A 25,598-nucleotide genomic window follows, 5' to 3' on the forward strand; every position below is an offset into this window, starting at 1 on the left:
ACGCCGGTGATGGTGATCCCGGCGCCGTTCATGACGGACGCGAAGAAGGCCGACAAGTCGGTCTTCGGCAAGACCTACAGCACGCGCGTCTCGCAGAAGCTCACCAAGGACGGCAAGTCCTGGGCACTGACGGTGACGCCGGACGCGAAGTGGCTGGCCGCCAAGGAGCGCCAGTACCCGGTCGTCATCGACCCGACGATCACGATCGCGCCGTCGCCGATGGACTCGCAGGACACGATGGTCCTGTCGGATCAGGCGTCGACGAACTTCAACACCACGTGGAAGCTGTCGGCGGGCAAGACCGACACGGGCATCTCGCGTTCACTGATCAAGTTCCCGTTGAGCGAGATCCCGTCGGGTACGAGTATCGACACGGCGCGCCTGGAGATGTACTTCGACCAGGCGCACACCACCAACGCCAACGACGTCACCATCGGTGCCTACCGGGCAACCGGGGCGTGGAACGAGTCGACGGCGACCTGGTCCAACACCAGCTCCCTGGTGGGCGAGCTGTCCGGCACCAGCGTCCAGGTGGACGACGGGGACGCCGGGACGACGGCCGCGGTGGGCTCGTGGAAGCCGGGGTCGACGACGTACGGCATCGACGGCGACTACCTGTACAACAAGGACGCGGTCCTCGGGGACACCTACACCTGGCAGCCGAACCTGCCGGAGGCCGCCTCGTACCGGGTGGACGCGCACTACGTGCAGGCCGCCGACCGGTCCACGGCCGCTCCGTTCACGGTGACCAGCAGCGACCCCACCGCGACCTACACGTTGGACCAGACGGCCGGCACGGCCGGTGTGTGGGCATCCCTCAAGGGCGGCTCGCAGATCAACTTCGCCAAGGGCACCGCGGGCAAGGTCGTACTGAAGGACACCGACGCCACGCATGCGGTGATCGCGGACGCGATGCGCTTCGTGAACCCGGCGTCGATCGTGAAGAACACCGGTGAGTACAACCAGTGGCACAAGTTCCCGGTGACGGACACCGTGCAGCAGTGGGTGGACGGCACGTCCACCAACAACGGCTTCGTGCTCAAGGCCACCGACGAGTCGGCGACCGCGCCGACCGGCGGTCCGCGGTATGAGTCGGGTGACGGTGACTACGGCGGCGAGACGGCGACGATCCCGCGGCTGACGGTGACCTACGGCAAGGTCGGCACCTCGCTGAACTCGCCGACGGTCGTCCATGGCACGGGCCCGGAGCTGTCCTGGAAGGCGTACTCCAACACCACCGGTGACAGCGGTCTGGACATCGTGGAGTACCAGCTCCACCGCTCCACGCAGCAGACGTTCACGCCGTCCGCGGCGACCCTGGTCGCGCCGATCGGCAAGTCGACGACCGCGTACACGGACACCACCGCCACCCCGACGCCGGACACGTCGTCGGACGAGATCGGCCGGTCGTACTACTACCAGCTCGCCGTGAAGACGAAGAACGGCCAGCTGCTGGGTTCCCCGACCCGCATCGTGGGTGTGCCGAAGGCCGGCCGCACCATGCGGCTGATCCAGGGCACCTCCGGGGTCACCGACACCACGTTGTCGTCCGGTCAGCCGACCACCAACGAGGACACGATCTCCTCGTTTGGTGTGGGTCAGAAGTGGCTGGAGGTGGGCAACAACTCCACCACCTACGGCAAGGCCCGCGCGGCCATGAAGTTCACCACGTCCAGCATTCCGACGTCCGCCACGGTTCTCGAGTCGCGGCTGTTCATGTGGGGCGCGGAGACGACGACCGACACGAACGGCGCGATCTACGAGCTGCACGGCCTGAACAAGGACTTCAACGAGACCCAGGCCACCTGGAACAACGCCACCTCCACCACCGCGTGGACGACCGCCGGCGGCGACTACTCCGGCACCGTCTCCGACACGGTGGCGCAGGTCTCCGAGGTCGGCCGGCACTGGTGGGACGCGACCTCACTGACCCAGGGCTGGATCAAGACCCCGGCCTCGAACCACGGCGCCCTGGTCAAGCTGAAGGACGAGACGACGACCGGGCCGCAGGAGCGGTCGCTGTTCCTGTCCTCGGAGGCGCCCGACCCGCAGCTCGGCCCGCTGCTCCGCGTGATCTACGTCGACTCCACGACCGCGGACACGTACTACGCGCCGCAGACCCCGGCCCGGATGACCCCGAACTCCACGTACACGGTGGACTTCACGGTCACCAACACCACGTCGAGCGCGTGGGCGGCCGGTGAGCGACAGCTGTCCTACACCTGGCAGCTCCCCGACGGCACGGACGTGACGACGGGCGGCAACCAGGCGGCGACCGCGATCCCGGCGCTCAGCCCCGGTCAGTCGGCGACGATCAAGGCGACGGTGAAGACGCCGATCAACTCCGACTCCGGCAACAAGCGCACGGACTACGTGCTCGGCTGGGACGTCAAGAAGGTCTCCGACGGCACCTGGCTGTCGGCAGGCACGGGTGGCATACCGCCGCTGAAGCAGAACGTGGCCGTGGAGGACCCCACCTCCAACGCGCTGGGCCTGGAGAAGTTCTACTCCTACACCGGCAAGAACACCGGTGCCGGTTCGACCGTGATGAACAACCTCGGCTCCGGCAACAGCGTGTGGTCGTACAACGCGTTCACCAACCCCGGCCGGGGTCTGACCACGTTCGCCCGCGTCTCGTACAACTCGCTGGACACGTCCGACACGGTGTCGGGTGCGGGCTGGTCCGCGCAGCTCGCCGGGCCGATCCGCCTCGGTGCGGCGCTGGACTTCCACCCCAACCCGGTGCAGAACGCCACCGAGATCCGTCTGCCCGACGGTGACGGCACCACGCACGTCTTCACCAAGCAGGCGGACGGCACCTGGAAGGCCCCGGCGGGCGTCCACTACCGCATCACGATGAAGGCGGGCCTGGACTGCACGCCGAACAAGGACCCGATACCCGACGCCTGGACCCTGCTGCGCCCGGACGGTACCCGTTTCCTGTTCGGCTGCGACGGCTATCTGACGTCTGCTGTCGACAAGAACGGCAACACGCAGACGTACACGTACGAGGAACGCAAGTCCAACAACAAGCCGACCAAGTTCCTCACGTACATCACCGACCCGGCGGGCCGGCAGTCGCTGACGGTCGACTACTACGAGAAGGGCGACGCGTCGTACGACTACATCGACGACACGGGCGCCAAGGTCAGCGACACCAACCTGACCAACTCCAAGATCTACGACCACGTGAAGTCCATGACGGACATCTCGGGCCGGAAGATCTCCTTCTTCTACACGACGAAGGGCCTGCTCGGTCAGTTCACCGACGGCGACGGCTCCGCCCAGCCGAAGGACTTCAAGTTCACCTACGACGCCACCCAGGGCAACAAGAACGTCAAGCTGGTCAAGGCCACCGACCCGCGCGGCCACGGCACCCAGCTCGCGTACTTCGAGCCGAAGGCGGGTGACGACCCGAAGTACCACTGGTGGACGAAGACCGTCACCGACCGCCTCGGCGGCGACAGCGGCTTCGCCTACGCGGCCGACACGGCGAACACCAAGTTCACCGACACCACCGTCACCGACGCCGAGACGCACGCCACGAAGTATGTGACCGACGACTTCGGGCGCCCGGTCCAGACGACCAACGCCAAGTCGCAGACGTCGAAGATGAGCTGGGACGCGGACAACAACGTCACCTACCTGGAGGAGGACAACGGCGCCAAGACCGCGTACTGCTACGACCAGAAGACGGGCTACCCGCTCTGGCAGCGCGACGCGGAGAACAACAAGGCGGGCGTACCGGACCAGACGACCACCTGCGTGACGGACAGCTCCAAGTGGCCGGCGAACGCGTCGAAGTACGAGTACCAGACGCGTGCGGACGGCTTCTCGGCGGACCTGTTCCGCAAGACGTCACCGGAGGGCCGCGCCTGGCAGTTCGGCTACGACTCGTTCGGCAACATGAAGACGGTCACGGACCCGAAGGGTGTCGCAACGACGTCGGTGCCTGACGACTACACGACCAAGTACGACTACGACAGCTACGGGCAGCTGACCAGGGCCACCGACGCCAATGGCAATGCCACCGTCAACTCCGACTTCGACGTCGTCGGCTACCCCAAGACGATCACCGACGCGGAGAGCCACGCCACCTCGTTCGTCTACGACGAGCGCGGTGAGGTCACGTCGGTGACCGACGCGCTGGGTACCACCACCACCCAGACCTACGACATCTTCAAGCGTCCGCTGGCCAACAAGCTGCCCAAGGAGCAGGCAAAGGGGGTGTTCATCACCACTCCGGCCCCGGTGTACGACGCCAACGACAACGTCACCACCAGCACCGCCGCGGACGGCGTGGTGTCCACCGCGGTCTATGACTCCGCGGACCAGGTGACCGAGACGACCGGCCCGGACAACAACCTGAGCGGTCGCACGACGCGCTACACCTACGACAAGGTCGGCAATCTCAAGACCACGACCGAGCCCAAGGGTGTGGCGACGACCTCCGTACCGGACGACTACGTCACCACCAACAACTACAACGAGATCTACCAGCTCATGTCGGTGGTGAACGCCCAGGGCGACAAGGTCTCCTACGAGTACGACAACGTCGGCAACGCGGTCACGGTCATCGACCCGAAGAAGAACGCCACCGCCGACACCACCGACTACACCAGCAAGAGCGCCTACGACCTCAACCACCGAGTCACCAAGGTCACCGACGCGGCGGGCAAGTACGCCACGCGCGAGTACGACAAGGACTCGCTGATGGTCAGGAGCACCGACAAGGAGGGCAACACCAGCGAGGTCGTCTACGACGAGCGCGGCAAGACGATCGAGCAGCGGGTCCCGTACTCGGGCACCACTCTTCGCACCACGAAGTTCGAGTACGACCAGATGGGCAACACCACCAAGGTGATCAGCCCGCGCGGCACCGCCACCGCGGCCGCGGACGACTTCACCAGCCGCACCGAGTACGACAAGCTCAACCGTCCGGCCAAGCAGTACCAGCCCTACGACCCGGCGGACTCCCGCTACAACGACCCCAACGTCTACACCCAGACGACGTACGACGAGGTCGGCCGCGTCTCGCGGGTCTCCGCGCCGCCGTCGGCGGGTCAGACGGTCCGCAACGACACCGACTACACCTACTTCGACAACGGTTGGACCAGGACGTCCACCGACCCGTGGGACATCGTCACCTCCTACGGCTACAACCAGACCGGCCAGCAGGTCTCGCGCACCCTCACCTCCGCCGGCGGCTCGAGCTCGCGGACCCAGGGCTGGGCGTACTACCCCGACGGCAGCCTCCAGGCCCGTTCCGATGACGGCGTGCCGGTCGGCGCCCACGTGGTGGTGGCCGACAACTCCGACACCCAGACCACTTCGGCGACCGGCACCTGGGCCACGGCTTCGGCCACCGGCCAGCAGGGTTACGACCACCGTACCCACGCGGCGGGGACGTCGACGGACACGTTCACCTGGACTCTGAACGTTCCGCAGGACGGCAGCTACACCGCCTATGCGAAGTACCCGACGACCTCGGGCGCCTCCACGGCGGCGAAGTACACCGTCACCCACGACGGCGGTACCACCGACAAGACCGTCAACCAGACCACCGGCGGCGGCACCTGGGTCTCCCTGGGCTCGTTCACCTTCAAGCAGGGGAACACGTCCAAGATCACCCTGGCGCCCGACGCCTCCGGCAAGGTCGTCGCCGACGCGGTGAAGATCGTCCGCACCGTCACCGAGACGGACAACGAGAAGAAGGACTTCACCTACTCGTACGACCTCAACGGCAACCTCGCCTCGATCGCGGACGCCTCCTCGGGTGCCAAGATCGACAAGTACACGATGACCTACACCGGGCTGAACCAGGTCCAGAAGGTCAGCGAGTCGCTGTCCGGCACCGAGAAGAAGGCCACGTCGTTCACCTACGACGCCAACGGCCAGAAGGAGACGACGAGCCACCCGGACCAGTACGCGCAGTACTTCTACGACGTGCGCGACCTGGTCAAGACGGTGAAGGTCGGCAAGTCCGCCTCGGACGCCTCGCCGAAGACCACCGATTACACCTACACCGACCGCGGCCTGCGGCTGAAGGAGACCAAGGCCAACGGCAACACGGTCGACTACACCTACTACCTGAACGCGGCGCTGAAGAGCCAGACCGAGAAGAAGCCCAACGGCACCCTGGTCTCCTCGCACACCTACGCCTACGACGCCAACGGCAACCAGGCGCAGGACGTCGCGTCCAAGATGAACGCCGACAACCACGGCGCGTACCTGAACTCCACCACGGACTACACGTACGACCCGGTCAACCGGCTCGCCCAGTCCGTGAAGACGGGAACCGGCGCGGGCACCGAGACCTACGTCCACGACGCCAACGCCAACGTCGTCACCCAGACGATCAAGAACGTCACGACCAACTACACCTACGACCGCAACCGGCTCCTCAGCTCGAGCATCGGAGCCGCCACCAACAACTACAACTACGACCCGTTCGGCCGACTGGACACGGTCGTCGCGGGCGGCAAGGTCGTCGAGGACCGGGACTACGACGGCTTCGACCACGTGGTCAAGAACGCCAAGCTGCAGACCGACGGGGTCACGACGAAGACCACCACCTATGTCTTCGACCCCCTGGACCGCACGGCATCCAAGACGGAGGCCGGCAAGACCACCGACTTCAACTACCTCGGTACCTCCAGCGAGGTTCTCAACGAGGCCGTTGCCGGCGAGGTCACCAAGTCCTACCAGTACAGCCCGTGGGGCGAACGCCTGACACAGCTGAAGCACAACACCGACGGCTCCGAGGAGCTCGGCGTCTACGGCTACAACGGCCACACCGACGTCGAAACCCTCACCGACAGCAGCGGTGACACCAAGTCCACCTACGGCTACACGGCCTACGGCACCAACAACGACGCCGACTTCACCGGCATCGACAAGCCCGACACCGCCCAGCCGGACAAGGAGGCGTACAACCCCTACCGCTTCAACGCCAAGCGCTGGGACGCCGCCAGCGGCACGTACGACATGGGCTTCCGTGACTACAGCCCCGGCCTGAACCGCTTCACCAGCCGGGACATGTACAACGGCGCCCTGGCCGACATGCAGCTGGGATCGGATCCCTTCACCGGGAACCGCTACGCCTTCACCGGCGGCAACCCGATCAGCAGCGTCGAGCTCGACGGACACAACTGGTGCGAAGGGGGCGCCCTCTGCCCCTGGGACGACAACTTCGCCTCTGCCTGGGTCGGCACCGTCGAGACTGTCGCCGACACGCTTGCCAGCCCCGTGATCGCCGCAGAGCCGATTCTTCGGGAGAAGTGCCCTGGGTGCTTCGGAACTCCCGGTGATCCCAATGGAGTGGATCTGGGATTCGAATGGGTCTCGGGCCGCGGCCCCAAGCATCGGGACTTCGGCGGAAACGACGCCTTCACGCAGTCGCTCATGGACCACTACCACGTCCAGCGGGTGCGGGAGATCGCGGCTGACAACATCAACGGCGGAAACTACAATCTGGGCGCCAAGGTCGCCCAGTACACGGACAAGGACACGGGTGTCACATACAACAACGGCTTGAATCACTCGCTGAACTCCAAGACCGTCTTCATGGACTTCACGTCGAACATGTCCGCGGCGTTCCTGGGTTCCTACACCATGGACTACACGGTCAAGTCGGTCGACAAGAAGGCGGGAACGGCGACCATTCAGTTCCATGTGGCAAACGACAGCACCATGAATTCCGGGACGCATATCGCCCCGGAGCTCGGCGGGTACAGTGAGTGGTGGAGTGAACACATCGCCAAGCCCCTCAATTCGTACTACGATACGGGGCGTTTCAGCACGAAAACGCAGAGCATAACGTGGATGGAGACGGTCGACCTCAACGACCCCAAGGCTCCGTCGGCGTCATCTGGGTCGTCGGGTTCATCGGGTTCATCGGGGTCGTCAGGGTCATCGGACTCGTCGTCCGGCGGCCTGCTGGACAGCATCACAAGTTGGGTCTCCAGCCTCTTCTGACGGCAGGCTGACGCGCTAGCCACCGCCGGTCGACCGGTCGGGACGCGCCTTGAAAAACGGCGAGGTTGCTCCCAGGGAACCCTGGGAGCAACCTCGCCGCCCGTAACGACTGGAAGTAGATGGCGTGAAATTCGACATATTTCGCATCAGTGCAGGCCTTGCGACTGCTACCTTGACGGTACTTGCCTCGACCGCTTGCGGGACAAGCGAGCCCGCCCACGTCGTCCCGGAGTCCCTACGTCATTCCGAATTGGTCGGCCGATGGGACGGAGAGCGGGAATGTGGATCGCCGCTTCCGGTCATTCGACTGCGCGACGATTACACCTTTTCCGTCAAGGAATTTCCGCTCGAGTGGGACGGCCCCGTGCCGGACGCACAGGTGACGCGTCGTTCAGTCGGCGGGAAATGGCATGCGGTCAGCGAAGACCCTGGCCTGCCCCCCTATGTGATGCTCAATTTCGAGAATCAGAAGGACAGCAAGCTTCTCACCTTCACTTTGGATCACGGGAAGCTGCGTATGAACGGGAGTGTCGAGGCGAACGGGGGGGATTCCTATGCCTACCCATGTCACTACAGACGTAACTCTGCCGATCCCGACTCCGGCCGATAGCGGCTCTGTCAAACGTACGGCTGTCCGGGTGTGTCCTGCTGTCGGTGGCGTCCGCCTTCCTGGTGCCGGCGGTGGCGATGTGCCGGCTCGGCGATGCCGTGAACCGGCGAGGAGGACCATGGACGGCATGCTGAGGATCGAAGAGCTGGAGGTCGTGCTTCCGGCGATGACACGGTGGCGTGTGCCAGGAGGCCGCGCTGTGGACTGGGCCGCTCTCGAGGCGGCCCTCGGGACGGCGCTGCCCTCGGACTTCCGCTCGCTGGCGGAGGCGTATCCGGTCCTGGTCGTCGACGACTTCCTGATGGTGTCCCTTCCCCGGCCCGGGGGTGAGGTGTCGTGGGCTTCCGCGAGCCGGGACGACGAGATCCTCCAGGACCTGTACGAGATGGGCGACACCGAGGACTACGTCCCCTTCCCGCGGCCGGGAGGCCTGATCGGCTGGGCGTCGTCCAACTCCGGCGACGACTTCTACTGGAGGACGGGCCCCGCGGACCCGGACGCCTGGCCGGTGGTCGTCCGCACGGACAACGCCGACTGGATCGAGTTCCCGGTCGGCGCCGTCGAGTTCCTGACCGGCGTGTACGGGCGCACCATCGATGTGCCGGGCATGCCCCGGAACTTCCCCCGCGACCACCCGGAGGTGCTGGGCCTGAGCGACTGACGGTCGCCCGAGCTCCGAACGCATGGGAGGAGCCATCGCCCCGGGACCCCGGTGGCGATGGTTTGCCCCGGTTCGCCCGGGCGTTGGCGATCGCGTCGGCGGCTGCTGTATAAACGGGCCGCCCAAGAACCTCCCGCCCCTTCCGAAGGGTCCGTTCGTGCTGTCCGGAATACGTCCCAGCCGCGTTGGACACCGCTCTCTCGGCGTCGCCCTGGTCGTGGCCGCCGTGGCCGTGACCGGCTGTTCCCCCCTCGGAGGCGAGCCGAAGCCGGCGCGGAAGCAGCATGCTCCGAAGACCGCGCGGGCCGGATCCGGGGCGACCGGTACGCCCCGTTCCGCGGCGAGTGCCGCGCCGGACCCGAGGACCGCCGCGCAGTTCGTCGCCCGTGCCCGGCGGGCCATGAAGGATGAGCGGGGGTGGACGTTCGTCCTGCGCGGCAGTGAGTCCGCCGTCATGCGGGGACAGGCGCCGTCCAGCGCCACGTACACCGCGACGGTGCACCGCACCACCGGCCCCGAGGCGCTCCAGCAGACCGGCACGGTCACCACCGGCAAGGGGGAGCGCAAGTCCGAGGTGGTGTACGTCGTCGGCGGCACGGGTTACGTCAAGGACGGCGCCGGCGCCTGGAAGAAGGGGCCGCTGTCCGACCCCGGCATCGCCAATGACGTCGAGGATCCCCTCGCGGAGCTGGACGCGTTCGAGGCGTACGCCAAGAGCGCGAAGGTGAGCCGCCGCACGGGGGCGGGCGGCGGTCTCGTGCGGCTCCAGGTCGACGCGTCCGGCTGGCAGTTGTCCGCCGCCCGCGGCCGTCCCGCGCTGAAGCGCGCGGTGCGGGAGGCGGAGCCCACCCTGGCTCAGCTGCGCAAGGCCGGGGTGACGGCGGCCGACGGCCAAATCACCCTCAAGAGCTTCACCGAGACGTGGGACCTGGACGCGGCGCACGGATACCGGCTCGCGTCACACCGTTACGCGTTCACCTTCCTCGTCCCGTTCCAGGGCGGCGACATCACGGTGAGCCAGGAGGTACGGGCCGACAACCGGGGCGTGTTCACCGGACGCGTGGCCCTGCCCGCCGACGCGACGTGACGGCGGCCGCCGGCCGGCCCGGACACGGCGCCCGGCCCGGCGTCCCGGGGGCCGGGCGAGGGCGACGCTAACGACGTGGTCGGCTATTGAAGACCGGGGGCCGGGCCATGCGGCTCAGTCCCCCGAGGTCTCACCGTGGTTGGTGTTTTCGGCCGTTGGTGAACGTCGGAACTCCGGCAGGACTGTTCCGCATATCGTCCGGGACATGGTTGATCAACGCTCGGTCGACGTGGGAGGGGTCCGGCTGGCCTATCAGGTGTCGGGTCCGTCGGATGTTCCGCCGCTCGTCCTGTTGCACGCGCTGGGCGAGGATGCCACCGACTGGGAGACGGTGGTGCCCGTCCTCGCCCGCAGCCGACGGGTGTACGCCCTCGATCTTCGCGGTCATGGCCGAAGCGACTGGCCGGGGGACTACTCGCTCGAACTCATGCTGGCCGACGTGCTTCGGTTCCTCAACACGCTGGGGCTTGGTCAAGTGGAACTGATTGGGCACTCCATGGGCGGGATCGTGGCCTACATGCTCGCGGAGGACCATCCGCAGCGGGTGAGCCGGCTCGTCCTGGAGGACGTTCCGATCCCGCGCCCCCGGGAGCAGACCACCCCGACCAGGCCGGACGGGGACCTGACCTTCGACTGGGCGATGGTGCTGGCCATCAGGCGCCAAATCGACATGCCTGACCCCAGGTGGCTGGAGCGACTCCGCGAAATCACCGCCGAGACCCTGGTGGTGGCCGGCGGCCCACGCAGCCATGTGCCCCAGGACGGTATCGCCGAGCTGGCCCGGCGTATCCCCGGCGGGCACACGGTCACCATCCCGGTTGGCCACCTGATCCACCGCGCGGCGCCGGAGGCGTTCTTGGAAGCGATTTCAGCGTTCCTGCTGACGGAGCAGGAACGCCGCCCATGCCCGCCGACCAAGGACGCACAGTGACAGGCCGTGACGTGGAGACAGCCGCACGGGTTCTTCGGGTGTGAGTACGAAGTGGGCCCGTGCGGCCTTGTCCCATCCTGTCTTCACCGGCATCTCCCGTGCACATCTCGGCGGTTTGATCGAGGAGTTGGCTCCTGCCTGGCGGGCCCGTCGGGAGTCCGCACTGCGTGAGCGTCGGGGCGGCGAGCGGCGCCGTGCCACCGGGGCCGGGCGCAAGCACGAGCTGGTCTTCACCGACCGGGTCCTGGTCACGCTGGTCCATCTGCGCGCACAGCTCCCGCATGCCGCGCTCGCCGAGCTGTACTCGCTGGGCCGTTCCACCGTCACCGAGGCCATCGGAGAGATCCGTCCTCTGCTCGCCGACCGGGGCTTCGCCGTCCCCGACCGGCCCGGTCTGCGGCTGCGCACTCTCGCGGATGGGTTCGCCTATGCCGACGCTGAGGGCGTGAAGCTGCGGATCGATGGCACCGAGACCCAGGTCCGGCGCCCGAAGGCCCACCACCCCGGCCGCTGTGCGTTCGTCTCCGGCAAGAAGAAGCAGAACACCATCAAGACCATCACGATCAGCGACCACCAGGGCCGCACCCTGTGGTCCGGCGCCGACCGGCCCGGAAGAATGCACGACCAGACGCCGCGAACACTACGCAGCCACCCACCGGGCCGTCGCCAGCCTGATCTCGGACCGCGCCGCCCAGCGGCCCACCCGGCACAAGCCGAGCACCGAACTCGTGCCCGTCAGCCCGATGGCCTGCTGTATCACCTACCAGCCGAACCCCCGGGCCAGCACGCCTCAACATCAACTGCCGACAAAGCCGTAATCCGCCGTCACTCCCCAGTACCCGATCCGGTCCGGCTCACCGTTCTCGTACAGCACCGTGCATCTGCCCTGCGCCCGGCCCGGGAAGTCCAGCCGGTCCGAGTGCAGGGCCGCGTCCCAGTCGGCGTGGGTGGGGCGGCCGTCGGGGCCCAGACGCGGATCTCCTCCGCCGTCAGCGGGTGCATGAAGGGGCCGTCTTCGGGATCGGTGGCGTCGATCAGCTCGGGCTGGTCGAGGACCGTGCCCGTGCCGCCGGTGAAGATGTACTCGTGCCAGGCCGGGTCCCGCCACAGCTCCTCAACGGTCCGGCCCGGGAATCCGTGGTCGTCCTTCGCCAGTTCCGCCTCCTGGGCCCGGCGGAACGCCGCCGCCAGGTCCTGCTGGTAAGGGCCCGTGTGCGTCCAGCCGTTGCCGCCCATGTCGATGCCTCTTCCCTCGGCTCCTCGGTCAGTGATGGGCCAGCGTAGGAGGCGGTACTGACATCGATATCGACGGGCGGGCCGTGCGGCGGGCAGCGGACGTGACCGGCATCTCACCCCGTGAGACGTGAAACGCGTTACTAACTCCGCCGCTGCGCCCCTCACGGGCGCTAGTGTCCGGCCGAGAGATAGGCCCCGGCGTGACCTTTTCGCCTGCCCGGCGGCGTCCGGTGAAGCAACTGCCCCAGGACGCCGGGATCAGAACCGCGAGCGGACCAGGGGAAGGCGACGCCAGGGCCTGACGACAGCGCGTATCAGGGGAGTCGCACAGTGGCACGGAAGCTCGCCGTCATCGGGGCCGGCCTCATGGGGTCCGGAATCGCTCAGGTCGCCGCGCAGGCGGGCTGGGACGTCGTCCTGCGGGACGTCACCGACGAGGCCCTCAAGCGTGGCACCGACGGCATCAAGGCCTCGTACGACAAGTTCGTGAGCAAGGGCAAGCTGGAGGCGCACGACGCCGACACCGCCCTCGGCCGCATCACCGCGACCACCGACCTGGACGCCGCCGCCGACGCCGACATCGTCGTCGAGGCAGTCTTCGAGAAGCTCGAGGTGAAGCACGAGATCTTCCGCGCGCTCGACAAGATCGTGCGGCCGGACACCGTGCTCGCGTCCAACACCTCCGCCATCCCGATCACCAAGATCGCGGCGGCCACCGAGCACCCCGAGCGGGTCGTCGGTGTGCACTTCTTCTCGCCGGTGCCGATGATGCAGCTCGTCGAGCTGGTCCGCGGTTACAAGACGAGCGACGAAACCCTCGCCACCGCGCGGGAGTTCGCCGAGTCGGTCGGCAAGACCTGCATCGTCGTCAACCGGGACGTGGCGGGCTTCGTCACCACCCGCCTCATCTCGGCCCTCGTCGTCGAGGCGACGAAGCTCTACGAGTCGGGCGTCGCCACGGCCGAGGACATCGACCTCGCCTGCAAGCTGGGCTTCGGTCACGCCATGGGCCCGCTGGCCACCGCGGACCTCACCGGCGTCGACATCCTGCTGCACGCCACCGGCAACATCTACACCGAGTCGCAGGACGAGAAGTTCGCCCCGCCGGAGCTGATGCGCCGGATGGTGGACGCCGGTGACATCGGCCGCAAGAGCGGGCAGGGCTTCTACAAGTACTGACCGTACGGATCCGTACGAATCCGGACTCACGCCCCGGGAGCATCACTCCCGGGGGTGAATTCGGTATCGGTTCGCTTACAAGCAGCAACCGCTTAGCCACTCAGGCAGTCAGACGTTGCACAGCATTCGCACCGTCAGAGCATCAACACCGTCACGGAGTACGCCACACCGCACTCAACGGGGAGCGCATATGTACATCAGGGGCGACCACGCCGAGCTGGTCGTCGGGGGCCGCCTCGACGTCCGCAGCGCGGCGGACGCCCGTACGGCCCTGCACTCGGCCGTCGACGGCGGAGTCGGCGACCTGGTGCTCGACCTGTCCGAACTGGACTCCTGGGACGCCACCGGACTCGGCGTCATCATGGGAGCCCACCGGCGGGCCGGCCGCTGCGGGCGCCGTCTGGTGCTGCGCCGTGTCCCGCCGCAGATGCAGCGGCTGCTGGTCGCCACCCGGCTGCACCGCATCCTCGCCATCGAGGGCGGCATCGGGGTCGAGTCCCTGCCCCGGGTGTAACACGCGATCAGGGGTGAACGGGGCGACGGGGGAGACCCGGGCGCAGCTCCCGTACCGCACCTCGAGGGCAATCCTCACCGGACCGTGACGTCTCGGGCCGCGCGGCACCCCGCCCTGTCGTGGATACTGTGCGAAGGTTTAGGGTTCGGTGCCCGCTGCCTGAAGCAACCCTCGAGCGGGCCCGGACCAGAAGCGACAGCGCGGTGTGCGGCAGGCCGGGAGGGGCCGGTACTTGAGAGCACACGACGCTTTTGGGGGGCTTGAACCCATGGACCCGATCACTCCGGGACCCGAGGAGCACGGACAGGCTCTCAGCCGCCGTCCGCCCCGGGAATCCCTCACCTCCGACTTCGGCCAGAGCGCGCCCGCGATCGTCCGCACGGCGCAGGTCGTCTCCGGCGAATTCCTGCTCACCGTCAACCCGGTGGACGGCAGCGAGATAGAACCCTGCCCGCCGCACCAGAGGCCCGAACGGCCCCGCAAGCGCACGCCCGTCGAACGCGCCGAGACCGAACGTGCCGCCCGGCCGCCCGTGCCGCCCGGCCCCGCGCTGCCCGCGCTCTCCCTGCTGGAGCGTCAGGACGAACGCGAACGCCTGGTCCGGCTGCTCGCCCGTGGCCGCTCGGTGCGGCTCACCGGCCCCGGCGGCTCCGGCCGCACCGCCCTGCTCGACCTCGTCGCCGAGGACTGCGCGGACCTCGCGCCCGACGGCGTGGTCCGGCTCACCGGCTTCCACCGCACCGCCGCCGACCTCCTCCACGACCTGTTCCACGCCGTTCACGAGGCCCCGGCACACCGCCCGGAACAGGACGAACTGGTCGCTCTGGTCCGGGAGATCGGCGCGGTCGTCGTCGTGGACGACCTGGAGTTCGGCGGCACCGCCCTGGACGAACTGCTCGACGCCACCCCCGAGTGCGCCTTCCTGCTCGCCGCCACCCCGGACGTGCCCGGGCCCGGCGCCGGCTCCGAGGTCGAGGAGGTCTTCCTCGGCGGTCTGGACCGCGCGGCCGGCGTGGAGATCCTGGAGCGGGCCGTCGGCCGTGTCCTCACCGAGGAGGAGGCCAACTGGGCCGGTGACCTCTGGTTCGAGTCCGAGGGCCTGCCGCTGCGCTTCGTACAGGCCGGCGCCCTGCTCCGGCAGCGCGACCAGCTCCGCGCCAGCACCGGCGCGGTGGACGAGTACGGCGTCTTCGAGGATCTGCGGCCCCCGGTCGAGGAGGAGTTCGACGCCGGCGAGGGCGAACAGGTGGCCCTGCCGTCCCTCGGCGAGGCCGCCGCGCCCGCCCCGCTGCTCGCCGCCCGGCTGAGCGCCTCCGCCCGCGCCACCCTCCGCCTCGCGGTGGCGCTCGGCGGTGAGGTGCCGCACCAGGCGCATCTGCCGGCCCTGGTCGGTGACACCCACGCCGACGCCGCGCTCGGTGAACTCGCGGGCTGCGGACTGGTCTCCGCGGTCGGTTCCCGCTACCGGCTCGCGGCCGGTGTGCAGGCCCAGCTCGAGGCCGCCGGGTACGACGCCGACGTCCCCGCCGAGGCCCGCACGGCCGCCGAGCACTACGCCTGGTGGGCCGGTCACCCCTCGGTCACTCCCGAGCGGGTGTGCGCCGAGGCCGACGCGGTCCTGGCCGCGCTCGCCATGGTGGTGCCGGCCACGGAGCCCGCCGCCGAGGGCCAGGAGAGCGTCGCGGTACGGCTCGCCCGCACCGCCGCGCCCGCCTTCGCCGCCGGACTGCACTGGAGCGCCTGGGAACGCTCGCTGCGCTCCGGCACCGAGGCCTCCCGGCTCGCCGGCGATGTCGCCGAACAGGTCTACTTCCACCACGAGTTGGGCGTCCTCGCGCTCTGCGGCGGGCAGCTCGACCGGGCCCGTGCCGAGTTGGAGGCCTCGGGCGGCCTGCGTGGAGCGCTGGCCGACAAGCGGGGCGCCGTCGCCGGGCGCCGCGCGCTGGCGCTGGTCGCCGACCTCGCCGGCGAGGCGCCCGGGCCGGCGGCCATGGCCGGCGAGGAGGTGCCCGACGGGCGCCACGAGGAGTCCGTGTCACCGCCCGGCGGAGTGCCCGCCGTCCGTACGGCGCCGTCCGGCCCGGCCGGCGAACCCCTGATCACCCGCCGGTCCCCGGCCGCCGCGACCGGCGGCGGCATCCGCCGGCTGGCCCGCCGCAATCTGGTCGCGGCCGGTTCCGGGGCGCTGCTCGTCGCCGTGCTCGGCACGGTCGTCACGCTCGGCATGACCTCCGAGCAGAACGCCGACCGGAACCCGGCCGGCACGGTCGACGTCAACCCGTCGGTGAGCCAGGACATCGACGACGGCGGACTGGGCGCCGCCCCGGAGAAGAACGACGACGGCGACGCCGGCCCCGGAACGGTCTCCAGCAGCCCGACCAACCCCGGCCCCGACGGCACCTACGGCACCTCGGACGACCCGGCCCCGCCGGAGGAGAGCTCCGGCCCGTCGTCCCGTCCGAGCACCACCAAGGGTTCGGACGGCGGAGGCACGACGCCGAAGCCGACCAGGAGCACGCCCGGGCCGGGCTCGCCGACGCCCACGCCGACCAGGACCACCCCGTCGAGCAGCCCGCCGCCCAGCTCCACCGCGCCGGGGTCCCCGTCCCCGTCCACCAGCCCGTCCTCGTCGCCGGGGACGTCCACCTCGGCGAGCGGCCCGGCGTCCGGTGCCCCGGCGGTGTCGGGCGGCGCGGCGAGCGCACCGCGGGCCGGTGGCCAGGGCGCCGTGGTGTGACCCTTCCCGCCCTGCGCGCGAGGGCCGGTTCCCCCGGGGAACCTGCCCTCGGCCGGGTCGGTGTCGCCGCGGCTCAGAACAGCCGCAGCTTGTCGTCCTCGATGCCGCGCATGGCGTTGTAGTCCAGGATCTGGCAGTTGATGCCGCGGTCCGTGGCGAGGACCCGTGCCTGCGGCTTGATCTCCTGGGCGGCGAAGACACCGCGGACCGGGGCCAGATGCGGGTCGCGGTTCAGCAGTTCGAGGTAGCGGGTGAGCTGCTCGACGCCGTCGATCTCGCCGCGCCGCTTGATCTCGACGGCGACCGTTCGGCCGTCCGCGTCCCGGCACAGGATGTCCACCGGGCCGATCGCGGTCATGTACTCGCGGCGGATGAGCGTGTAGCCCTCGCCGAGCGTATCGATGCGGTCGGCGAGCAGCTCCTGAAGGTGCGCCTCCACGCCGTCCTTGATCAGACCGGGGTCCACACCGAGTTCGTGCGAGGAGTCGTGGAGGATCTCCTCCATCGTGATGATCAGTTTCTCGCCCGCTTTGTTGATCACCGTCCACACGCCCTCGTCCTCGCCCGCGCCCTCCTTGAGCGTGCAGGGCGGCGACATCCAGTTGAGGGGCTTGTACGCCCGGTCGTCCGCGTGGATGGAGACGCTGCCGTCCGCCTTGACCAGGATCAGGCGGGGGGCCGAGGGCAGGTGGGCGGTGAGCCGGCCGGCGTAGTCGACCGAGCATCGGGCAATGACGAGACGCATGGTCGGCAACGCTACTCGACACCCGGTGGTGCACGCGATTCGCCCTCCTTCCGCCGACCCCACCGGCACCGCGGGTCCGGGGAACCACCCCTTTTATCCCTGGAAACTCCTGTTCAACTCTGGCCGATTGTGCGCCCAAAGGGACCGTTCCATATACGCAATCTGCTGGTGTGGTCACCGACCGTTGCCTACCGTAGAGAACGGGAGGTCGCGGTCCGTGTACCCAGCGTGTTCGATATCGCGAACTCCCTCGTCTGTCCGGCAACCCCTGCTCGGCGGGGGTGCGAGAGGAGAACCCATGTCGCTCGACGTCTCACCGGCCCTACTCGAACAGGCCGAGCGAGGCGAGGTCGACGAAGCAGCATTCGTCGACTGCGTCCGGACCTCCCTGCCCTATGCGTGGGAGATGATCAGCTCCCTGGTGGCTCAGCTGAAGGTGGACGGCGGACCCTTCGCCGACAACCAGACGCCCCCGCCGGACGAGCAGGCGCGGGGTCAGCTGCTGCGTGCGCTCGCGAGTGACGCCATACGCGGTGCACTGCAGCGGCACTTCGGTGTACGGCTGGCCTTCCAGAACTGCCACCGGGTGGCGGTGTTCCCGCCGGACGACTCGGTGAACGAGACGCTGGCCCGCTTCACCTCGGTGCGCAACCAGTTGCTGAACCAGTCGCCGGAGCTCCGGGACTGCTGACGCGACGACACCCGGCTGCTGACACAGTGAGCCGCTCGCTTGCCGCTCCACCCGGGGGAGGTGCATACGTACTGGGGCGGCAAGCACCCCGGGGCGCCAGGGACCCGGCGGCCCGTCAGCGAAGCTGGGGCAGCACCTCGGCGCCCATTCGCCGCACGTTCTCCTCCGTCGCCGCGAGATCACCCGAACCCTCGACGAGCAGGGCGAAACGGGAGATCCCGGTGCGCTCCGAGGTGGCCGCGAGCCGGTCGGCGGCCAGCCGCGGGGTGCCCACCGGGTGCAGCCCGCAGAGCAGTTCGGTGTAGGCGAGCGGGTCGCGCATCGAACGTGTCCGGCCGTCCACCGTCACATGGGCCTCAAGGCCCTGTTTCAGCCAGCCCGGCATCGCCTTCAGCAGGGTCTCCACCGCGTCCGTGCGCCGGTCCGCGAGCTGGCAGACGCCCGCCGAGACATGGGCCGCGCCCGCGATCTCCTCGGGCGGCCGGCCCGCGGCCCGCGCGGACCGCCGCCACAGGGCGACCATCTCGGCCTTTTCCTCGTCGCCGATGTGCATCCCGAGCAGCATCGGCAGTCCGCGTTCGGCCGCCAGCCGCACCGTGGCCGGTGAGGTGCAGGCGACGACGACCTCCGGGCCGGGGGTCTCCGTCAGCCCGTCCGAGGGGCGGGGCACGACGGGCACCTCCCGGAAGGAGAAGCGTTCACCCGAAGCCGCGACGGACGGTTCGCGCAGCCAGCGCACCAGCAGATCGAGTGATTCCGGGAACCCTCGCTCGTACGCCTCCAGACTCGCGCCGAACACCTCCAGGTCCACCCACGGCCCGCCGCGTCCCACGCCCAGCGTGAACCGCCCGCCGCTCGTCAGGTGCAGCAGCGCGGCCTGTTCGCCGAGGGCGACCGGGTGCGCGGTGGGCAGCACGCTGACCGCGGTGCCGACCCGGACGCGCTCGGTGCGCCCGAGCAGCATGGCGGCCAGGGTGACCGCGGAGGGACATGTGCCGTACGGCACGAAGTGGTGCTCGGCCAGCCACACTGTGTCGAGTCCGGCCTGCTCGGCGACCTCCGCCGAGCGGACCGCACGGTGCAGTGCCTCCCCGGGACCCTGGCCCGGGAACTGGGCCGCCAGCACAAAGCTTCCTACGCGCATCGCTCTTCCTGCTTCCTTGGCTCCGACCGGAGCTCCCCCACCCGGCATAACCGTCTGACACGTGCCGAGGACACGGCCTGGCGGGGAGATTTGCGGATTGTCTGCAGAATGCGCCCCTTGGCGGGGGCACTTGTGCGGTTCGGAGCGCTACGCGTACCCGTACCGGCGCCGCGTACGCTGGACGCGGCCCGTGCTTCCTGTATAGCTCCGAGAGGTGTCCCGTGTCCCCGCGTCGCAACCGACCGAAGGCAGCCGGATCGTCCGGCCGGATCGCCGAGGACGATCAGGCCGGCCGGTACGGCGGATGGCAGTCCTCGGAGAGCTGGCGGGGCGAGGAGTGGAGCGTGCGCCATGTCGCGGGGGCGAGCGCCGAGGGCAAGACCTACCGCTGCCCGGGCTGCGACCAGCTCATCCCCTCCGCCGTCCCGCACGTGGTGGCCTGGCCCGAGCACGCGGGCGTGGACGACCGCCGCCACTGGCACAAGGCGTGCTGGAACGCGAAGGACCGCCGCACCACGAGGGTGCAGCGGTCCCGTAACGCGCCGAGGTTCTGACCCCGGGACTCAGACGTCCCGGCTCTGCAGCAGCGCGTAGGCGCCCGCGTAGGCGGCGGCGGTCACGCCCAGCATGATCCACAGCGGGTCCCAGCCCGACGGGCCGGAGTGGCTCAGGGTGTTGTCGTAGAACACGCCCATCTGGCTCGGGATCGAGTACTCCAGCAGCGCCGTCTGCACCTTCTCCAGCGACGACGCGTTCATGAACAGCGCCATCACCAGCGGGACGAGCACCGCGCCGATCATGATGGTGATGGCGCCCGCCGAGTGCCGGATCATCGAGCCGACGAGCAGCGACAGCAGCCCGAGCAGCGCGATGTAGAGGCTGATGCCGAACGTCGCCTTCAGCCATTCCCCGGTGGACGGGCTCTTCGCGCCCTGGCCGTCCAGCATGGACGCCTGGAGCATCGCCACGAAGGACACCACCGCCAGCGTCACCACGAAGGCGAGCACGAAGAACACGATCGCCTTGGCCGCCAGCACCCGGCCCCGGCTCGGGCACGCGGTCATCGTCGTACGGATCATGCCCGTGCCGTACTCGGACGCCGTGGTCAGCACGCCGAGCGTGATGATGCACATCATGCCGATCAGCAGGCCAAAGAAGCCGAGGGTCAGCGGGCTCTGGCCGCCCAGGTCGCCGGAGCCCCGGACCGCCACACCGGCCAGCAGGCCGATGCCGACCACTAGCACGACGAAGACGCCGAGCGTCCACATCGTCGAGCGCACCGACTTGATCTTCGTCCATTCGGAGGCCAGCGCGTGCCCGAGGTGGGTGCGCACGACGGGGATCGGCGAGCTGTAGCCGGGGTGGTTCCCGCCGGGTGCCGCCTGCCATTCGGGCGCGGCGGGGGCCTGCGGCATCGGGGGCTGGTGGGTGCTCATCGGGCGTCCTCGGGCTGGGTCGGGTCGGCGGCCGGGGCCGCGGGTGCGGACTGGGACGGTTCGGCGGCCGGGGCCGGGGGAGCGGCCACCGGCGGCTGCGGCTGCGGCTGCGGCTGCGGCTGCGGGACCGGCGGGGTCTGGGGCGCCTGCGCGGCGGGGGCGGCGTACGGGTTGGGTGCGCCCGCGCCGGGTGCCCCGTAGGCGCCCGAGGGCGCACCGCCGTACGGCCCCGGGGGCGCCTGCATCGCGAACGGGTGGCCGCCCGCCTGCGGCGGCGGCGGGGCGTACCAGCCGGGCTGGCCCTGACCGGGAACCGGCACGGGCGGCTGGGCGCCGGGCGGCAGCGGCTGCTGCAGCCCCGCCTTCTGGTCGATGGTGGAGCGGTAGTCGACGGCGCCCTGTGTCATCCGCATGTACGCCTCCTCCAGCGAGGCCTGGTGCGGCGACAGTTCCCACAGCCGTACGTCCGCCTCGTGCGCGAGGTCGCTGATGCGGGGCAGCGGCAGCCCGGTTACGCGCAGCGCGCCGTCCTGCTCCGGCAGCACATGGCCGCCCGCCTCGGTGAGCGCGGAGGACAGCTTCTCGCGGAGCTGCGGCTCGGTGTCGGGGGTGCGGACGCGGGCGAAGTCGGCGGAGTTGGCGGAGATGAACTCCGTCACGCTCATGTCCGCGAGGAGCTGGCCGCGCCCGATGACGATGAGGTGGTCGGCGGTCAGCGCCATCTCGCTCATCAGGTGCGAGGAGACGAAGACGGTACGGCCCTCGGCGGCCAGCGCCTTCATCAGGTTGCGCACCCAGAGGATGCCCTCGGGGTCGAGGCCGTTGACCGGCTCGTCGAAGAGCAGCACCTGGGGATCGCCGAGCAGGGCGGCGGCGATGCCGAGCCGCTGGCCCATGCCCAGCGAGAAGCCCTTGGACCGCTTCTTCGCCACTTCCTGGAGGCCGACGACCCCGAGCACCTCGTCCACCCTGCGGGCCGGGATGCCGGAGAGCTGGGCGAGGCTGAGCAGATGGCTGCGGGCGGACCGGCCGCCGTGCACCGCCTTGGCGTCGAGCAGGGCGCCGACCTGGCGGGGGGCGTTGGGCAGCCTGCGGTAGGGGTAGCCGCCGATGGTCACCGTGCCGGACGTCGGATTGTCCAGCCCGAGGATCATCCGCATGGTGGTGGACTTGCCCGAGCCGTTGGGCCCGAGGAAGCCGGTCACCGCTCCCGGTCGCACCTGGAAGGAAAGGTTGTACACGGCGGTCTTGTCGCCGTAGCGCTTGGTCAGGCCGACAGCCTCGATCATGCTCCGCACCCATCGAAAGGTTCAGGACAGCGGGGCACACGCCCCCGTAAGGGTTAGGAGGATATCCGGGCGCTGACGGTTCCGGCCAAGGAAAAGTAAAGCCAGGGCATCACTCATCGTCATCAAAGCGACTCACTGGGCGTCCCGCCGCTTCAGCAGGGCGTACCCGCCCGCGAGCGCCGCGGCCACCCACAGCGCCATGATCCCGAGCCCGCCCCAGGGCCCGTAGGGCGTGTCGTCGCCGATCCGCGGCACCACCTGCATGATCCGGCTGCCGGCCTGGTCGGGCAGGAAGCGGCCGACCTTCCTGGTGGCGTCCACGTTGCCGAGGATGTTGGAGACCAGGAAGAAGAACGGCATGAGGATGCCGAGCGAGAGCAGCGGAGAGCGCAGCATCGTGGCGACGCCCATGGAGAACATCGCGATCAGGGTCATGTAGAGGCCGCCGCCGATCACCGCGCGCAGCACACCGGGGTCGCCGAGGTGGGTGCGCAGGGAGCCCAGCATCGCCTGCCCGAGGAAGAACGCGGCGAAGCTGGTGGCCATGCCGACCACCAGCGCGAGCGCGGTGGCCACGGCGATCTTGCCGAACAGGAAGGTGCCCCGCTGCGGCACGGCGGCCAGCGACACCCGGATCATGCCGGTGCTGTACTCGTTGGAGACGACGAGCACCCCGAACACGATCATGGCGAGCTGGCCGAGGGTCATGCCCGCGAAGCTGACCACGGTGGCGTCGAAGGAGAGCCGCTCGCGCACCGGCATGTTGTCGAACTGGCTGCGCGTCAGCGCGGAGATGAGCATCCCGAGGGCCAGCGTGACCAGTACGGCCAGCGAGAGTGTCCACACCGTGGACGAGACGGACCGGATCTTGGTCCACTCGGACCGGATCACCTGTGCGGCGGCCATGCTCAGGCTCCCTTCCAGCCGGCGCCCCAGTCCTGCGGGACCCGGGCGACGGGTTCGGCGTGCGCGTGGTACTCCACCGACTCGGCCGTCAGCCGCATGAACGCCTCCTCCAGCGAGGCCTGCTGCGGGCTCAGCTCGTGCAGCACGATCCCGTTCCGGGCGGCCAGCTCCCCGATCCGCTCGGCCTTGCCGCCCTCCACCTCCAGCGTGCCGCCGCCCGCCTCGACGACGGTGACACCGCCCTCGTGCAGCACGTCGAGGAGCCGCTCGCGCTGTGGCGTGCGGATGCGCACGTAGGCCCGGGAGTGCTGCCGGATGAAGTCGGCCATGGAGGTGTCGGCGAGCAGCCGCCCCTGCCCGATGACCACCAGATGCTCGGCGGTCAGCGCCATCTCGCTCATCAGATGGCTGGAGACGAACACCGTCCGCCCCTGGGTGGCCAGCGACTTCATCAGGTTCCGGATCCAGTGGATGCCCTCGGGGTCGAGCCCGTTGACCGGCTCGTCGAACATCAGGATCCGCGGGTCGCCGAGCAGTGCGCCCGCGATGCCCAGCCGCTGGCCCATGCCGTACGAGAACCCCTTGGCCTTCTTCCGCGCCACGGCGGTGAGCCCGACGGCGTCGAGCACCTCGGCCACCCGGCGCGCGGGGATGCCGTTGCTCTGCGCCAGACAGAGCAGGTGGTTGTGGGCGCTGCGGCCGCCGTGCACCGCCTTGGCGTCGAGCAGCGCACCGATCGAGGTGAGCGGATCCTTGAGCTGTTCGTAGTGCCGGCCGTCGATGCGCACGTCACCGGCGGTGGGCCGGTCGAGTCCGAGGATCATCCGCATGGTCGTCGACTTCCCGGCGCCGTTGGGCCCCAGAAAACCCGTCACGATGCCCGGGCGCACGGTGAAGGTGAGGTGATCCACCGCCACCTTCTCGCCGTACCGCTTGGTCAGCCCCTCGAGCTCGATCATGCGGCCACGCTAGGACGGGGCCCGGGGCCCTGCCACTCGGGCGGCCGGCCCGGCCCACGGCCGTGCGGCCGGTCAGCGGGAGGGCCGGCGGATCCGGATGGGCCCGCGGGCCCGCGCGGGATCGACAGGAGTGCCGCGCTGGGTGATCTCCACCTGTCCCCGGGCCGCGAGCCGGGCCGCGGCCCGGCGGACGGGTTCCATCAGCTCCCGCCAGCCGTCGTCGTCCGAACGGTGGACCGCGCGGGCCACGTCCGACGGACAGACCGAGGCGCCCGGCGCTCTGCGGTCCAGCAGTTCGAGGACGGCGTCCTCCAGGGACCGGTCGGTGTCGGACATGCGGTGGACCCCTTCCGTGTGCCCGGGCCGGACGGCCGGCACCCGGTTCCGGTCCGCCCCGGCCCCGCACTCCTCCGCCAGGCTACGCGCACACGGAAAGGGGCGGCGGGACAAGTCCCACCGCCCCTCACCGGGTCGCTCGACTAGCGGGTCTGCTGCGCCGGGACACCCCGGGAGACCGACTCGTCCTCGGCCGGCGAACCGGCGGCGGCCACCGCGGCACCGGTCAGCGTGGCGAGCATCTCGCGGACGTTCGTGAGCTGGGCGTTGATGGAGTCGCGGCGGTTGGTGAGGGCCGCGAGCTCGCGCTCGGACTCCGAACGGATCCGGTCGGCCTTGGCGTTGGCGTCGGCCACGATGTCCTCGGCCTGGCGCTGGGCCGTCTCCACCGTCTGGCGGGCGCGGCGCTCGGCGTCGGTGCGCAGCTTCTCCGCCTCCAGACGGAGCTGCTCGGCGCGGTGCTCGATCTCCGCGAGACGCTTCTCCGCCTTCTGCTGACGCGACGCCAGGTCGCGCTCGGACTGCTCGCGGCGCTTGGCGAGGTTCGTCTCGAAGTCGGCGGCGGCCTGCGCGGCCTTGGCACGGGTCTCCTCGAAGAGGGCGTCCGCCTCCTCGCGCTTGGACTGCGCGTCCTTCTGCGCGTCGGTACGGAGCTGTGAGGCCTCGCCCTTGGCCTTCTCGACGATCCGGACGCCCTCGTCCTCGGCCTTGGCCTTGCGCTCGGCGGCGAAGGACTCGGCGTCGTTGCGGACCTGCTGGGCCGCCGACTCGGCCAGCTCGCGGTGCTGCTCGGCCGCGCGCCGGGCCTCATCGCGCAGGTCCTTGGCCTCTTCCTCGGCCAGACGCAGGATCTTCTCGACCCGCGCCCCGAGACCCGCGTACGACGGCTCGGCATCGGTGACCTGGGCCTGCGCGTTCTGCGTCTCGAGGTGCAGCTCCTCGATGCGCTTCTCCAGCGCGGTGATGCGGGAGAGGGCGCTGTCACGGTCGGAGACGAGCTTGGAGATGCGTTCGTCCACCTGAGCGCGGTCGTACCCACGCCGCACAAGCTCGAAGCCGTAGGGGGAAGTGTCGCTCATGGGGTTCCTGTCGAATGAGACCGGTGAGGTGATAGGTGGAATCCTAGGCGCCGAAGCGGTGTGTCATCGAGCGGATACGTG

19 protein-coding genes are annotated in these 25,598 nt (G+C 69.5%); 11 read left to right on the forward strand and 8 right to left on the reverse strand.

The genetic code is table 11. The annotated features are described in order from the left end of the window. The first annotated feature begins 237 nt into the window (after nucleotides 1–237). The 9 genes from ABZ478_RS30460 (at nucleotide 238) to ABZ478_RS30500 (ending at nucleotide 16,932) form a co-directional block, all read left to right on the forward strand. Entirely contained in the window at nucleotides 238–7,977 is a 7,740-nt protein-coding gene (locus tag ABZ478_RS30460; RefSeq protein WP_359554284.1) for a DNRLRE domain-containing protein, read from the forward strand. A 124-nt stretch (nucleotides 7,978–8,101) separates the two neighbouring features. Next, nucleotides 8,102–8,587: a hypothetical protein gene (locus ABZ478_RS30465; RefSeq protein WP_359554177.1), complete on the forward strand. Its 486-nt coding sequence runs from the start codon at nucleotides 8,102–8,104 to the stop codon at nucleotides 8,585–8,587. Nucleotides 8,588–8,786: 199 nt separating this feature from the next. Next, entirely contained in the window at nucleotides 8,787–9,248 is a 462-nt protein-coding gene (locus tag ABZ478_RS30470; protein ID WP_359554178.1) for an SMI1/KNR4 family protein, read from the forward strand. Nucleotides 9,249–9,648: 400 nt separating this feature from the next. Further along, nucleotides 9,649–10,335, forward strand: a complete 687-nt coding sequence (locus ABZ478_RS30475) for a hypothetical protein (protein WP_359554179.1) — start codon at nucleotides 9,649–9,651, stop codon at nucleotides 10,333–10,335. 205 nt (nucleotides 10,336–10,540) lie between these two features. Continuing rightward, the gene (locus ABZ478_RS30480) at nucleotides 10,541–11,266 is read left to right on the forward strand and encodes an alpha/beta hydrolase (protein ID WP_359554180.1); all 726 of its coding nucleotides are present in this window, start codon (nucleotides 10,541–10,543) and stop codon (nucleotides 11,264–11,266) included. Between the two features lie 67 nt (nucleotides 11,267–11,333). Beyond that, nucleotides 11,334–12,470, forward strand: coding sequence for a transposase family protein (locus ABZ478_RS30485; protein WP_359554182.1), 1,137 nt, complete (start codon nucleotides 11,334–11,336; stop codon nucleotides 12,468–12,470). A 362-nt stretch (nucleotides 12,471–12,832) separates the two neighbouring features. Then, nucleotides 12,833–13,681, forward strand: a complete 849-nt coding sequence (locus ABZ478_RS30490) for a 3-hydroxyacyl-CoA dehydrogenase family protein (protein ID WP_359554184.1) — start codon at nucleotides 12,833–12,835, stop codon at nucleotides 13,679–13,681. 190 nt (nucleotides 13,682–13,871) lie between these two features. Further along, nucleotides 13,872–14,195: an STAS domain-containing protein gene (locus tag ABZ478_RS30495; RefSeq protein WP_190013268.1), complete on the forward strand. Its 324-nt coding sequence runs from the start codon at nucleotides 13,872–13,874 to the stop codon at nucleotides 14,193–14,195. Between the two features lie 268 nt (nucleotides 14,196–14,463). Further along, nucleotides 14,464–16,932 carry an ATP-binding protein gene (locus ABZ478_RS30500; protein ID WP_359554187.1) on the forward strand — a complete coding sequence of 823 codons (2,469 nt, stop codon included), beginning with the start codon at nucleotides 14,464–14,466 and terminating at the stop codon, nucleotides 16,930–16,932. Between the two features lie 73 nt (nucleotides 16,933–17,005). On the opposite strand, the gene nucS is transcribed toward ABZ478_RS30500, so the two are convergent. Next, nucleotides 17,006–17,677: an endonuclease NucS gene (gene nucS / locus ABZ478_RS30505; protein WP_359554189.1), complete on the reverse strand. Its 672-nt coding sequence runs from the start codon at nucleotides 17,675–17,677 to the stop codon at nucleotides 17,006–17,008. Nucleotides 17,678–17,975: 298 nt separating this feature from the next. Between nucS and ABZ478_RS30510 the strand changes: the two genes are divergently transcribed. Next, the gene (locus tag ABZ478_RS30510; protein WP_359554192.1) at nucleotides 17,976–18,368 is read left to right on the forward strand and encodes an SCO5389 family protein; all 393 of its coding nucleotides are present in this window, start codon (nucleotides 17,976–17,978) and stop codon (nucleotides 18,366–18,368) included. 115 nt (nucleotides 18,369–18,483) lie between these two features. Here ABZ478_RS30510 and ABZ478_RS30515 read toward each other — a convergent pair whose 3' ends face one another. Next, nucleotides 18,484–19,512, reverse strand: a complete 1,029-nt coding sequence (locus ABZ478_RS30515) for an LLM class flavin-dependent oxidoreductase (RefSeq protein WP_359554195.1) — start codon at nucleotides 19,510–19,512, stop codon at nucleotides 18,484–18,486. Between the two features lie 221 nt (nucleotides 19,513–19,733). Between ABZ478_RS30515 and ABZ478_RS30520 the strand changes: the two genes are divergently transcribed. Further along, nucleotides 19,734–20,066 (forward strand): ATP/GTP-binding protein, encoded by a 333-nt coding sequence (locus ABZ478_RS30520; RefSeq protein WP_359554198.1) that lies wholly within the window; start codon nucleotides 19,734–19,736, stop codon nucleotides 20,064–20,066. A gap of 9 nt (nucleotides 20,067–20,075) precedes the next feature. Here ABZ478_RS30520 and ABZ478_RS30525 read toward each other — a convergent pair whose 3' ends face one another. The 6 genes from ABZ478_RS30525 to ABZ478_RS30550 form a co-directional block, all read right to left on the reverse strand. Next, the gene (locus ABZ478_RS30525; RefSeq protein ID WP_358935991.1) at nucleotides 20,076–20,948 is read right to left on the reverse strand and encodes an ABC transporter permease subunit; all 873 of its coding nucleotides are present in this window, start codon (nucleotides 20,946–20,948) and stop codon (nucleotides 20,076–20,078) included. Beyond that, nucleotides 20,945–22,237, reverse strand: a complete 1,293-nt coding sequence (locus tag ABZ478_RS30530; protein WP_359554201.1) for an ABC transporter ATP-binding protein — start codon at nucleotides 22,235–22,237, stop codon at nucleotides 20,945–20,947. Before ABZ478_RS30530 ends, ABZ478_RS30525 begins: the two co-directional genes overlap by 4 nt. 132 nt (nucleotides 22,238–22,369) lie before the next feature. Beyond that, on the reverse strand, nucleotides 22,370–23,143 hold the full coding sequence (locus tag ABZ478_RS30535) for an ABC transporter permease (RefSeq protein WP_359554204.1): 774 nt from the start codon (nucleotides 23,141–23,143) through the stop codon (nucleotides 22,370–22,372). A 2-nt stretch (nucleotides 23,144–23,145) separates the two neighbouring features. Next, the gene (locus ABZ478_RS30540) at nucleotides 23,146–24,102 is read right to left on the reverse strand and encodes an ATP-binding cassette domain-containing protein (protein ID WP_359554207.1); all 957 of its coding nucleotides are present in this window, start codon (nucleotides 24,100–24,102) and stop codon (nucleotides 23,146–23,148) included. A gap of 72 nt (nucleotides 24,103–24,174) precedes the next feature. Further along, the gene (locus ABZ478_RS30545; RefSeq protein WP_359554209.1) at nucleotides 24,175–24,438 is read right to left on the reverse strand and encodes a DUF3253 domain-containing protein; all 264 of its coding nucleotides are present in this window, start codon (nucleotides 24,436–24,438) and stop codon (nucleotides 24,175–24,177) included. A 143-nt stretch (nucleotides 24,439–24,581) separates the two neighbouring features. Continuing rightward, nucleotides 24,582–25,517, reverse strand: coding sequence for a cellulose-binding protein (locus tag ABZ478_RS30550; protein WP_359554212.1), 936 nt, complete (start codon nucleotides 25,515–25,517; stop codon nucleotides 24,582–24,584). Between the last annotated feature and the right edge of the window lie 81 nt (nucleotides 25,518–25,598).

The organism is Streptomyces sp. NPDC005706 (assembly GCF_040631045.1).
GTDB lineage: Bacteria > Actinomycetota > Actinomycetes > Streptomycetales > Streptomycetaceae > Streptomyces.